A 12,314-nucleotide genomic window follows, 5' to 3' on the forward strand; every position below is an offset into this window, starting at 1 on the left:
TCAGGCCGCCAGGGTCAGGGCTTCGGCGACCACGGAGTCGAGGATCCAGCCCGACTCGGTCGACTGGGCGGCGTCGAGGAGCTTCATCCGGTCCAGGAAGGCGCCGGCGTCACCGAGGATCGGATCGAGGTCGGCCCGGCTGAACGCCACCATGCGCGGCCGGTCGCCGGCCTCGCTGCTGTTCTCGGCCCACGCGCGGGCGAGCGGGCGGAGGTGCTCGTCGATACCGACGTCGTCGAGGAACATCCGGGCCTGCTCCCGGGTGGCGAACGGGTGCCGCAGCCCGTTGAGGACGTCATCGGTCGAGCCGCCGCTGTTGACCTGCTCGGCGGCGCGTTCCAGCAGCATCGGCCAGCCCGACGTCAGCTCGTGCACGGTGCGGCGCAGCGCGACCGTCTCGAAGGGGAAGTCGTGCCAGGCGCGCAGGGCGTCCACGGACCAGCGGCCGAGCCGGACGTGCAGGAAGGCGTCGCCGGTGGGCTCGGCCAGCGGCTCGGCGGTCTGCAGCCGCACCACCATGATCACCCGGACGGTGACCCGGTCCCGGATCAGCTCGGCCGTCTCGGCGATCAGCGCGGCCAGGTCGGTGTCGGGCCGGTGGTCGGCCTCGACGAGCAGGATGCGGTGCTCCTTGCCGCCGCCGAGCTGGCGGTGCAGGTCGGCCAGCGGGGTGCGGACGAGGTGCAGCTGCTGCTGGCTCGCCATCCGATCCAGCGCGGCGGCGACCCGGCCGATGCCGAGCGCCGCCGTTCCGGACACCACGGCGACCTTGTACTGGCGTCCGGCGCGGCGCACGCGGGACAGGGTGTGCGCCTTGTCCGCGTTCTCCCCGATCAGGTCGGCGAGGTCGGCGTCGGTCAGCGGCGATCGCTCCCACTCCTTGCCGATCACCATCCGGCTCATGTTGGGGTTGTACTCGTACGGCAGCTCGAAGTGCGTCGAGGCCTCCCGGAGCTCCTGGTCCAGCGTCTTCTGCGTGCCGAGCAGCGCCACCACGTTGGGCGAGCGGATGCCGTAGAACTCGCCGTTGCGGTGCAGGACCCCGAGGCCGACCATCTCGTCGAGGTAGCGCACGAAGTCCCGGCTGCTCATCTCGTCCTCGGCGAACCCCGTGGGCCAGGACGCGGCGCAGTAGGTTCGCAGGTCGTCGACGGAGAACGTGCTGCCCGGCTGCCCGTCCTCCAGGCTCAGCACGGTCACGACGAGCGCGATCACGCGGTACCGGGTGTCGAGGTTGATCGTCCAGCGGAACCGTTGCGCGATCAGTTCGCGTACGGCCCGGTTGGCGTACACCCCGTCCACGTCGTCGCTGGTGATGACCACCCGGCCCGGCCGGCGCACCGCACGCCGCTGCAGGTCGTCGATCAGCGCCTCGCAGAAGATCTGCACCAGGCTCGCCTGGTAGTTGGTCAGCGCCGCGATCCGCCAGACCAGGTCATCGGACTCGAAGTCGTAGCCGATGGCCCGCATCGGCCGCTCCACGAGCTCCCGGACCTCCAGCGGGCGGAGCGGGCCGATGAGGATGTCGGCGCCGCCGTGCGCGACCGGGGTGTTGGACAGGTCGTAGAACCGCTGCACCTGGTGCAGGCCCGCGAACACCGGCTTGAAGCGGCGGCCGTAGCGCTCCATGAGGTTCTTGAGGCGCTGGAACGTGCGGAACTGCCCCGTGCCGTTCTCGTCGGCCACGGCATCGGCCGCCAGGAACATGTCAGCCTCGTCGAGCAGCAGCAACAGGCTGTTGGCCTCGTCTCGGTCCAGCCACTCGGCGATCCCCTGCGACACCCGGTCGGATCGCAGGTTGTGCTGGTTGCCCGGCAGGACGCCGAGCTGGCTGAGCGGGCGGATCAGCAGGCTCCACAGTTCTTCGGGCTTGCGGCCCTCGCCGATCGACTCGGACTTCAGGTCCAGGTAGAGGGCGACCCGGCGGCCGGTGCGGCCCGCGACCGCCGGCTCGGTGTACAGCTTCTCGATCCGGCGCAGCAGGGCCGACTTGCCCAGCTGCCGGCCGCCGTAGACGAACATCGACCCGGACGCGCGTTCCACGGCCTCCCGTTCCCGCTCGCGGCCGACGAACACCTCGCCGGGCACGTCACCACCCGCGAACGGCGTGTACGGGTTGATCGACGTGAACGGCAGGGTCACCTCCTGCGTGGCCCGGAATCCGGCCTCCTGCCGGGTCGCGAGCCAGCCGATGACCGCCTCGTCGATGACCAGCGTCGGTGAGCCCTTGCCCGAGGTCGGGATGCTGTGCTGGCGCAGCCGCAGACGCTGCTCGACGGACATGATGCCGAAGTACAGGATCAGGTTCGCCGACGTTCGGCTCCGCTCGGGCACCAGGTCCAGCAGCCGGCCCGGGGTGGTGGACCGCTCGAAGACCAGGGTGACGGTGTAGCGGCCGTTGGCCTGGGTGCCGAGCTGCGGCACGTATGAGCCGTCCAGCGGCCGGGCCCGGACCTCGTACGCCGCGATGCGGGTCCGCGGGGCGTCGGTCACGTCCTGGAACGAGTTGTTGTGGCTGATCGGGTTGAGCCCGAGCATCCGCAGCACGTCGGCGAGGGCGTTGCGGAACCGCATCTCCCCCTTCTCGCCGCGCTCCCGCTTGCGGACGTAGTACAGCTGGTACAGCTGCTTCCACGCGCTGAGCCCTTCGCGGAGGCTGCCGACGCTCGGCCCGCGTCCCCCGAAGCGATCGATGACGCTCTGCAGGGCGGCGTCCTCGGGGTGCTCGTGCGGTGCGGCCTTCGCGGCCGCCTCGGCGGCGTGCTCCACGACGGCGGGAAAGAACTCGTCGAAGTCGCTGCGCCGCCCGACGGACACCTCCTCCGGCAAGGGCACCCCGCTCTTGAGGTTGGTGATGAACTCCTCGGCCGTCACCTCGTCGTTGCGGTCCAGCACCCGCCGGACCCGGTCCAGCTCCTCCTGCGGCGCGGGCAGCACGGCCAGCCGGGACTCGAGCTCCGCCCGGTACCGGCCCAGCGCGCCGGCGGCCTGCTCCGTGATCTCCGCGAGCGGGGCCCGGGCCAGGTCGTAGCGGTCGGCCGGGGCGGTGCGCCAATCGTCGAGCTCGCTGTCGAGGAACCGCGCGTCGAGGTCCAGGCCGAGCGAGCGCAGTTTCGCGATCGCGATGTCGGCGGCCTTGACCGCGGTGACGTGCTCCCGGCCGAGGGCCTCGGCCCGCCGCTCGACGGCGTCGGACTCCTCGCCTCCGAGCAGGTCACGCGCGGCGCGGACGTTGCCCCGGTCGAGGAATCCGCCGACCGCCTCCTCGATCGTCCGCCCGTGCAGGGCCCCGCCGAGGTGATGCGGCTGCAGCGCCTCGGCCGGGTCGCCGTCCGCGTCGCGCTCGATCTCGTACACCAGCCGCAGCGCCTCGCGCCGGACCTCCCGCAGGGTGCTCGTGCCCGCGGTGCCGGGCTCCTGGCCGATCCACAGCGCCAGGCGGTGCAGCGCGGTCTCCCCGACGGTGTGCAGCGCCGGCGGTGGCACGTACGTCTCGCCCGCCCGGCGCAGCGCGTCCATGTCGAACAGTTCCTCCGGGCGGCGGGCCTGCCGCAGCTTCGCGGCGACCGCGAGGGCCTCGACCAGCAGCCCGCGAACCTCGTCGATGAACTGCAGCAGGCGGGTCCGGGCCTTCGCCTGGATCGGCTTCTTCAGCTGCTGCGGCGAGCTCAACGCCTGGTCGGCCGCCGTGATGAGCGCGTTCACGGTCGCGGCGTTGCCCAGCAGGTAGGCGACGTCCTTGATGTTGTCCAGGCGCGGGTCGTCGCCCGTCACCGCCGACGGCCCCGCGGCGGCGAGCTGCGTGAGGTCGACCAGCGCCCGTCCGAGCCGCTCGTTGTCGCGCACCAGGTAGTGCAGCACGTTGCTGGCGCGCGGGAACACGACGCTGGCCCGGCTGAGCAGGTCCTTGGTGGTCTGCGCCTGCGGTGCCAGGGCAGCCCAGCGTTTGAGCAGGTCGTCGTAGCCGCCCTCGCCGGAGGACGTCCGCCGCCCGCCATGGTTGACCGCCTCGACCGCGACCGCGACGACGGCCCGCAGGGGCGGGTGCTGGATGTCGGCGCGCTCCACCAGCCGCGGCAGGCCCACCGGGGAGTAGCCGGCGTCGAGGCTGAACCGCAGGCACGCGGCGAGCAGGACGCCGGCCTCGTCCATGCCCTCCGGGAGCTCCTCGGGCAGCAGATCGGGCAGCGTTCCCTCGAGGCCGCCCGCATCGCAGCGCATCGCCGCGGCGAAGAAGGCGAGCACCCGCTGGCGGACCCGGGACTGGTGATCGGCCTCCGCGGTCAGCCAGGCCAGATCCTCCCGGCCCTGGTTGAGCAGATCCGCGATCACGGCCGGCCAGACGCCGGAGTCGTGCGAGTGCTGGTCGTCCTCGCCCTCCCCGGGCACCGGCTCGACGGCGCTGGGCCCGACCGCCTCGCTCCCGGCGGTGTCGTTGCCGGCGTCCACCGGGGCCGGCGTGGCCGATGCGGGCTGCGGCTCCGCCGGCGGCTCCGGGGCCGGTGCCGCGGTGTCGGCCGGAAGCCGTGGGCTCGGCGGCGTCACCGGCGGGGGCATCGCCGGTGCAGGCGCGGGCATCGCCGGTGCAGGCGCGGGCATCGCCGGTGCAGGCGGGGTGGGCCCGGCCTGTGCGGTGGTCAGGCCGGCGAGGTCGATCAGCTCGTCCGGGTCGTCGCCGAGCTGGCTGAGCTGACGCCGGGCCTCCTCGATGATCGCCCGGCGGCGCTCGGCCAGGACCGCCTCGGCGCGCCGGCGGGCCTCGGCCGCCAGCAGATCGTGCTCCGCGCCCTCCACCGCCACGCGAGCCGAGCTCAGGCTGCCGCACCCGGTTGCCGTCAGCCGCGCCACCTCGTCGAGCACGGACCCGACCGCGTCGAACCACCACGTGGGCTCGTCGAGCACGCCGGCCGCCGGCTCACCCGCGCCGACCCGCCGCCCGGCGGTGGCGAGCGCGAGCACGACCGCCGACTGCCGGCCGTCGAGCTCGTCGATGCGCCGGCGCAGGGCACGCAACGAGTTCAGGTGTCGGACCGAGGGCTCGTCGAGGTCAACCGGTTCCATCCGCCAACGCTATGGGCGAGCCGCGCGGAGAGGCATCGGCGGAAGCCTCGGGTCAGGCGCCCTGCCGACGGCGTCGCACCGCCGAACGGCCGCGGTACCGCGCCGGACGTCCCATGCACTCCGGGTCCGCGTCAGCCCCGGGGGTCGTCCCGCCCGGTGGCGCCGTTGGCGTGCACGGCCCACGGTCCCTCGCTGAGCACCGCCGGGGCCCGTCGCGACCCCGTCGCGCTGCGCCGGCTCGCCGCCCGCACCGCCTCTGCCGCCGGTGACGTCCTGTACTTCCTGGCCCTGCGCGGCGGCCGGCCTGCTCGCCGTCCCGGCTCCGGCGGTCCGCCCGGCACCACTGCGGGCGAGCACGACGGCCGCGCCGCCCACCGTCGCGCCCCATACCGTGACGGCCCCGTGCTGCCGGGAGCCGTGGGTGTCGGTCAGGCCGCGGAGCTCGCCGCCGCCACATTCCCCGCGGCCGTGCCCGTGGAGATCGCGGCCGGCGGCCTCGGGGCCCACGTGGCCGACGCCGTCACCTTCGCCATCGGCCGGACCGGCCGCGCTGCCGCGCCAGCCGCGTCGACCGGCCGGACGTCGCAGTCCCGGGCGCTTCCACGGCCCCGCGCCCCGCACGGCCGGCACGTGCGCAGGACGACAGTCCACTGTGGTCGCCCGGCACGGCCCGACATCTGTCCACTGTGGATGCTTGCCCGAGGCACATCGCGGGCCGTTCCGCGGTGGGAGCCCGCACGCTCTTCTCGGCCGCCGCCCTGGCCGCGGCCGCCGCCGGCTATGCCGAGACGGCGGTGGCGAGCCGGGCCTTCGCCGCCTGCGACGTGGGGGCGAACAACGTATCCCTGCTCCTCATTGCGATGCCCGTGCTCTGGGTCGCGCAGACGACGCTCGTCACCGGCGGCGCCCTGCTGCTGTCCCGCCTCTCCCCCAGCCGGGCGCTGACGACCGCCGCGACGGCCGCGCTCGCGCTGGCGCTCCTGGCCCTGGTGCCCTACGGCTTCTTCCTCTGGGCGGGCCTGCCGCTGACCGACGCGGTGAGCCGCCCGGGTGGCCACGAGCCGGCCCGGCGGCCGTCCTGGCTCCCGCCCGCGCCGCACCCCGACTATCGCTGACACACGGCCCAGCGTGACCACCCGCCGACCTTGGCCCGCCCCACGCCGCACCCCGGCTCTCCAGCGCATCCGCACACCCGCCCCGGCCCACGTCGCACCCCGGATCTCCCAGCGCATCCGCACACCCGCCCCGGCACACGCCGCACCCTGCTCTCCAGCGCATCCGCAGACCCGCCCCGGCCCCCGCGCACCCCACCGGCGCCGACAGCTGACCGGCGGCTCGGGCGTGACCATCCGCCGAGCTGGCCCACCGCCGCCCGGGCGGCCGCGAGCCGAACGGGCTCCGGCGGGCTCACAGATACAATCGGGGTGACCAACCGCGGACCTGGCAGCGTCGGCGCGCAGCGCCGAGCGGTGTCTGGCGGGAGCGACGGTCCGCACCCCGACGAACCCGAGCCAATCCCTGGCAATTGACCGTGACCCGCAGCGGGCGCCAGCTCTTCAACCCGCCGAAGCATCGACGACACGAGCACACCCGGCACCGTCCCGGACAGTGCCCCCGATCACGCGGCGCGACGACAGCCGAGCCCGGCCGGCGCGACGACGGCCCGAGGCCGGCCGGCGCGGCGGCCCCGCGGCGAAAGCAGGCCGCGGGGGCGCCGGCGGCGTCGTGCCGGCGTCTACTCGGCCGTGCCCTTCCGCGACGGCTCGTCCGCGTCGTCGTCCTCGGTCAGGTCGTCGTCCAGCTCGGCGAAGGCGTGCTCGTCCAGCCGGTCGACCACCCGGTCCCCCGCGGCCAGCGCGAACGGCCCCGCGCCGTCGTTGTCCTCGTAGGTCTCCGGGTCGAGCGGCGTCTCCACCTCGGCCACGATGACCACCCCGTCGAGCGACTCCAACTCGGGAATGTCCAGGGCCCCCAGCGACCCGTCACCGGCCTGCATGAGCTCGAGGACGGCCTCGCCGACGGTCTCGACCGCGGCGCTGTCGCCGTCGCCCGGGTTGGCGCGCCGGGCCGCCTCGGCCACCGCGAGCAGGGCGCCGACGCTCGGGATGCGGTAGTCGCGGCGCTGGCGCACCGAGATCACCCGCGGGTGCGGGTCCTCGGCCTCGGCCCCGTCGACGATCCCGACGCCGAACTGCCGGTCGGCCTCCTCCGGGTCGATCGCCTCGACGTCCCACGGAGTGACCTCGCCGAACTCGTCGAGCAGCAGCTCGTCGTAGCTGTTGGAGGCGTTGTTGAGCTCCACGTAGGCGCGCCACACCTCGTCGTCGTCGGCCCGGCCGCCCGCGGCCTTGACCGCGGCAAGGTGCTCGCGGGCCGCCGCGATCACGCGCTCGAGCGCGGCGTCAAGCTCCGCGTGCCGGTCGGTCATGATGAGATCCCCCTGAGAAAAGATTGAGTTAGGACTGCTGCAGGAACCGGTCGAGCACTCGCACGCCGAACTGTAGTCCCTCGACGGGTACGCGCTCGTCAATGCCATGGAACAACGCGCCGAAGTTCAGGTCGTCGGGCAGGCGCAGCGGCGAGAAGCCGAAACAGCGAATGCCCAGCTTGGCGAACTGCTTGGCGTCGGTCCCGCCGCTGAGCATGTAGGGCACCGCGATCGCGCCCGGGTCCTCGGCCCGCAGCGCGGCGGACATCGCCTCGACCAGCGCCCCGTCGAACGTGGTCTCGAGCGCCGCCTGGCGGTGGATGTATTCCAGCTCGATGTCCGGCCCGACGAGGCGCCGCAGTTCCTCCTCGAACAGCTCCGACTGGCCCGGCAGCGTCCGGCAGTCGATGGTGGCCGAGGCCCGGCCGGGGATGACGTTGTCCTTGTAGCCCGCGGCGAGGCGGGTCGGGTTCGCGGTGTTGCGCAGCGTCGCGCCGATGATCATCGCGATCGGGCCGATCTTGCCGACCGCCGCCTCGGGGTCGTCGAGGTCGAGCTCGATGCCGAGGATCTGCGAGACCTGCTCCAGGAACGCCCGCACGGTCGGGGTGAGCACGACCGGGAAACGGTGCGTGCCGACCCGCGCGACGGCCTCGGCCAGCGCCGTGACCGCGTTGTCGTCGTTGATCATCGAGCCGTGGCCGGGCCGGCCCTTGGCGTGCAGGCGCAGCCAGTCGATGCCCTTCTGCGCGGTCTCGATGAGGTAGAGCCGCTGGTCCCCGCCGACGCTCACCGAGAACCCGCCGACCTCGCCGATCGCCTCGCTGACGCCCTCGAAGAGCCCGGGGTGGCGGTCCACCAGGTACTGCGCGCCGTAGGTGCTGCCCGCCTCCTCGTCGGCGACGAACGCGAGGACCACGTCCCGCGGGGGCTTGCGGCCCTCGCGCCGCATCCGCCGGACCAGCGCCAGCACCATGGCGTCGAAGTCCTTCATGTCGATCGCGCCCCGGCCCCACAGGTAGCCGTCCTTGATCTCGCCGCCGAACGGGTCGACCGACCACTCGGAGGCATCGGCCGGCACGACGTCGAGGTGACCGTGGATCAGCAGCGCGTCCCGCGTCGGGTCCTCACCCTCGAAGCGCGCCACGACGCTCGCCCGGCCCGGCTCGCTCTCGTAGATCTCCGGCTGGAAGCCAACCTCGGCGAGCTTCTCCGCCACATACTCGGCCGCGACCCGTTCCCCGGTGCTCGTGTCGAGGTCGCCGGTGTTCGTGGTGTCGATGCGCAGCAGGTCCCGGCAGATTTCGATGACTTCGTCGGCGGCGGGGTCGGTGGCGTCCATGAGGAAGTCATACCAGGCGGGGCCGACAGTTTTCCGCGTGGTCCGGCGACGACTACCCAGAGTCGCGGCCGGACCACCCTGAGGTCCTACCAGCCGAAGCCGGCCGCGTAGGTGAGCGAGGCGAGCACCGCCTGACCTGACGCGTTCGGATGGAAGTAATCCCAGGTAGAGACCTGGGAGAGGGTGAACTGGTAGTCGAAGACGGCCCCGCCGTCGTATTTGCAGTTGGCCCCGTAGGCGGTACAAGCTGAGGCGAGTTGCCCGTTGAAGTCGGCGACGCGCTGGCGCACCCGGTCCCGCCGTGCGGCGTCGGCCGCGGCCGTGGATGAGGGGTTGGCGAGCATGGACTGACACACGCCGAAGAGCGACCACACGCCGCGCGCGGACGAGCTGGCGCTGCCGACCTGCCAGAGACGCTTGATGTCCGGGATGCTGATGAGCTGGATCTTCGCGTCCGGCAGCCCGGCCTTGAGCGTGCCCAGCGCGGAGTCCAGCGACGAGCGGAACGCGGCGACGCTGGTCATCGACGCCTCCGAGCTCGTGCAGGCGTCGTTGGCGCCGATGAGGATGGTGACGTACGCCGCACCCTGGCTCACCACCGTGGCGGCCTGCCCGGGCATGTCGGCGACCTTGGCCCCGGACTTGGCGTCGTTGAAGCTGTGGCCGCCGATCGCCGGATGCACGGCCCTGATACGCAGGTACTGGCTGTTCACGGCGGCGTCGCTGCCGGTACTGAACGATCGGCTCGGGCAGTCGACGTACCACCCGCAGGCGTTGAAGCCGCGGCTGATCGAGTCGCCCATCGAGGCGATGGAGCCGGGTGGCGGCCCGGGAGCCGCGTTCGCCGGGGCGGCGGTGCCCAGCTGCGCGGCGAGGATCACGGCGGCGGTGAGAGCGGCGAGGGCGGCGGACCCCCGCCAGGTCGACGACATGGCGGCCCCTTCCATTTCACATTGACAAGCGGGAATGGAATGGTACCGACGGGTAACCTGCGGTTTCAAGAAGTTGACGCCCGGGTACATCGGCAACCGTGAGCGGACTCCCATTGCCGCCCCTCCCGGGCGCGCCCGACGACGAGCACGACGCCACGGGTCGCAGCATGATCGACCTGCTGGACGAGGAGCACGAACAGCTCGACCGCCTGTGCGCCCGCGCCGAGACCGAGCCGGCCGCGTCCGACGTCCTCGTGGCCACCCTGGCCCGGCACCTGTCGGCCGAGGAGCAATACCTGATTCCGGCGGTTTCCGCGGTACTGCCCGAAGGCCCCGACATCGCCTCCCGCGAACTCGCCGCCGACGCGGAGTTGCTCGTGGCCCTGCGCCGCCTGCACACGTCCGCGGACAAGGCCGCCCTGCGAGCCGTCACCGACCACGTGCGCTCGCACACCCACACCGCGGCCGAACTCCTGCCGGCCCTGCGCTCGCGGTGCACGTCGGAGGAGCTCGTACGCCTGGGCAACCGTGTGGAGATCGCGCGCTCAGCCGCCCCGACCCGCCCCCACCCCGGCACCCCGTCCACCCCGCCGCTGAACAAGCTCGTGGACCCGGCCCTGGGCGTGATGGACAAGGTGATGGACGTCCTGACCCGCCGTACGACCTGGGAAGAAGACCTCTGAGAACCAGACGTTTATCGATCACTACATACGGGGTAAACCCGACGTGGACGCGAGGCGACCGGCTCCCCCCTCCGGTCGCCTCCGCGCGTCGGCCCCCCGATTCGTCAAGATCCGGGGTGACCGTGTAAAGTCTCGCGTGGCCGTTGAAGCGGAGCCGGAAGGCACCGAGTACAATTGGCCAGCCGGTCGAAGTGGCGGAATGGCAGACGCGCTAGCTTGAGGTGCTAGTGCCCTTTATCGGGCGTGGGGGTTCAAGTCCCCCCTTCGACACCAACCCATAGCATCCCTGCGTCATCTGACGCACCAGTGTTCGAGCGCATTCGAACACCCCACCAAAGCATCTGTGCTGGATTCAGCTGGACGGCGGTGCCGCCCATGACCAGCACCGTGCCCGCGGTCGTACCCAGCCCACTCGCGGTCGCTGCGAGCGGTCAGGCATCGACGAGACGGCCCGTCCGTGGTCCGCTGCCGCTGCCGACCTTCACCGATCGGCGGACCCGCCGGACGGTCCCCGACGCTCGGGCTCGGGCATCTGCAGTTCGAAGCCCTCATCACCACCGCCCAGCTGTCGGCCAACCCGAACGATTGCGCCTTGGTCGCCCTGCTGGGCCTGCTCGGACTGCGGATCTTCGAAGCCTGCGGCTCGAACATCACCGACCTCGGCGAAGAACACGGCCACCGCGTCCTGCGCGTGCGCGGCAAAGGCGGCAAGGTCGTACTCATCCCCTTGCCGCCGGCAGTGGCTCGGGCGATCGAGCGCGCCGTCGGCGACCGCGCCGACGGTCCGGTCTTGCGCAACACCCTCGGCGGGCGCATGGACCGTCACGCCGCCTCCCGGCGGCTCCGGCACCTGGCCGTCGCGGCCGGCGTGCGGATGCCTCGGATGCATCCCCACATGCTGCGCCATACGTTTGTCACGACCATGCTGGATGCCGGGGTCAGCCTCCGCGACGTGCAGATCGCCGCCCGCCACGCCGACCCGCGCACGACGATGCGCTACGACCGGGCCCGGAACAACCTCGACCGCCACCCCAACTACATCCTCACCGCCTACATGGCCTCCGGAACCTGACCATGGAGCGCGACCATGCCGATGTGCGGACACCGGCGCAAAGCCGCGTTCGCTCATCGTTCAGGCGCTCCTCGCGTGACGGCGTCGAGAATTGTTCGGGAGATGTCCGCGGCATCCTCGTGCGCGATGCCACCGCTGCGGCCCGATTCGGCACTACGTGCGGCGTGCACCAGGCGTCGAAGCTGCTCTCCCAGGCCCTCGGCTTCGGCGTAGCTGAGGTTGATGCTGAGCCATCTCAGCCACTCCGCTATGAGGGTCGCCTCGTACTCGTCCTGCCACGGCTTGGCCTGATCGGGGCTGGACAGCAGGCTGATCGCGGCCGCCAGCCGGCTGTGTGGCGAGTCGTGACCGTCGAGGGCGAGACCTCGTTCGTTCGGCAAGGCCATGCCGTCATGTTCCGAGGTCAGCACGGAGAAGAGAGCCGGTCCTCCCGTCGACGGCAGCGGCAACACCCGGGCAGCAGAGCTGATGTCGAGCCCCACGTGAATACGCGAGGCATATCCGGGGTCGTCAACCTGCACGATCACTCGCTGTGCACCGGTCCGCCCAACACGCTGCGTCCACCGACGGAGTCCTTCTATGTCGCCCACGCAGATCCTCGCATCGTCCAGGTCGAGGGCGCCGTCGAAGACGATCTCGCCGAGCAACGGCATCGTGCCCGACCAGAAGGTGTCGACGCCGGACACCCGAGTGTGCCCGACCTGCCCTCGCGTCTGGATCGCCACATGCCGCCCGTCGGCAGTCGGCGCTGGCAGGACTGTCATCCCAATCAAGTTCAGGCCAGCCGGTCGACCCC

8 protein-coding genes and 1 tRNA gene are annotated in these 12,314 nt (G+C 72.3%); 4 read left to right on the plus strand and 5 right to left on the minus strand.

From position 1 onward, the window contains the following. Entirely contained in the window at positions 1-5,061 is a 5,061-nt protein-coding gene (locus ACQP1P_RS32280) for a hypothetical protein (protein ID WP_433076588.1), read from the minus strand. A 725-nt stretch (positions 5,062-5,786) separates the two neighbouring features. On the opposite strand from ACQP1P_RS32280, the gene ACQP1P_RS32285 reads away from it, so the two are divergent. Next, complete coding sequence (locus ACQP1P_RS32285; protein ID WP_433076589.1) at positions 5,787-6,176, plus strand: hypothetical protein; 390 nt, start codon at positions 5,787-5,789, stop codon at positions 6,174-6,176. Between the two features lie 620 nt (positions 6,177-6,796). Here ACQP1P_RS32285 and ACQP1P_RS32290 read toward each other — a convergent pair. The 3 genes from ACQP1P_RS32290 to ACQP1P_RS32300 form a co-directional block, all read right to left on the minus strand. Continuing rightward, positions 6,797-7,489 (minus strand): hypothetical protein, encoded by a 693-nt coding sequence (locus ACQP1P_RS32290; protein WP_433076591.1) that lies wholly within the window; start codon positions 7,487-7,489, stop codon positions 6,797-6,799. Between the two features lie 28 nt (positions 7,490-7,517). Beyond that, on the minus strand, positions 7,518-8,831 hold the full coding sequence (locus ACQP1P_RS32295; protein ID WP_433076593.1) for a M20/M25/M40 family metallo-hydrolase: 1,314 nt from the start codon (positions 8,829-8,831) through the stop codon (positions 7,518-7,520). A gap of 86 nt (positions 8,832-8,917) precedes the next feature. Then, entirely contained in the window at positions 8,918-9,763 is an 846-nt protein-coding gene (locus tag ACQP1P_RS32300) for an SGNH/GDSL hydrolase family protein (protein ID WP_433076595.1), read from the minus strand. Between the two features lie 98 nt (positions 9,764-9,861). On the opposite strand from ACQP1P_RS32300, the gene ACQP1P_RS32305 reads away from it, so the two are divergent. The 3 genes from ACQP1P_RS32305 to ACQP1P_RS32315 all read left to right on the plus strand — a co-directional run bounded on the left by ACQP1P_RS32305 (position 9,862) and on the right by ACQP1P_RS32315 (position 11,518). Then, a complete protein-coding gene (locus tag ACQP1P_RS32305; RefSeq protein ID WP_433076597.1) occupies positions 9,862-10,446 on the plus strand; it encodes a hemerythrin domain-containing protein in 585 nt (194 codons plus the stop codon). A gap of 185 nt (positions 10,447-10,631) precedes the next feature. Further along, a tRNA-Leu gene (locus tag ACQP1P_RS32310) sits at positions 10,632-10,719 on the plus strand. A 319-nt stretch (positions 10,720-11,038) separates the two neighbouring features. After that, positions 11,039-11,518: a tyrosine-type recombinase/integrase gene (locus tag ACQP1P_RS32315; RefSeq protein WP_433076599.1), complete on the plus strand. Its 480-nt coding sequence runs from the start codon at positions 11,039-11,041 to the stop codon at positions 11,516-11,518. A gap of 53 nt (positions 11,519-11,571) precedes the next feature. On the opposite strand, the gene ACQP1P_RS32320 is transcribed toward ACQP1P_RS32315, so the two are convergent. Beyond that, positions 11,572-12,282, minus strand: coding sequence for a hypothetical protein (locus tag ACQP1P_RS32320; protein ID WP_433076601.1), 711 nt, complete (start codon positions 12,280-12,282; stop codon positions 11,572-11,574). Positions 12,283-12,314 lie beyond the last annotated feature (32 nt).

It is taken from the genome of Dactylosporangium sp. CA-052675 (genome assembly GCF_050947935.1).
Lineage (GTDB): Bacteria > Actinomycetota > Actinomycetes > Mycobacteriales > Micromonosporaceae > Dactylosporangium.

Bases quoted from the DNA above. Each gene is read 5' to 3' on its own strand.
- ACQP1P_RS32290 (WP_433076591.1), bottom strand. From the start codon at position 7,489: ATGACCGACCGGCACGCGGAGCTTGACGCCGCGCTCGAGCGCGTGATC.
- ACQP1P_RS32320 (WP_433076601.1), bottom strand. From the start codon at position 12,282: ATGACAGTCCTGCCAGCGCCGACTGCCGACGGGCGGCATGTGGCGATC.
- ACQP1P_RS32300 (WP_433076595.1), bottom strand. From the start codon at position 9,763: ATGTCGTCGACCTGGCGGGGGTCCGCCGCCCTCGCCGCTCTCACCGCC.
- ACQP1P_RS32280 (WP_433076588.1), bottom strand. From the start codon at position 5,061: ATGGAACCGGTTGACCTCGACGAGCCCTCGGTCCGACACCTGAACTCG.
- ACQP1P_RS32295 (WP_433076593.1), bottom strand. From the start codon at position 8,831: ATGGACGCCACCGACCCCGCCGCCGACGAAGTCATCGAAATCTGCCGG.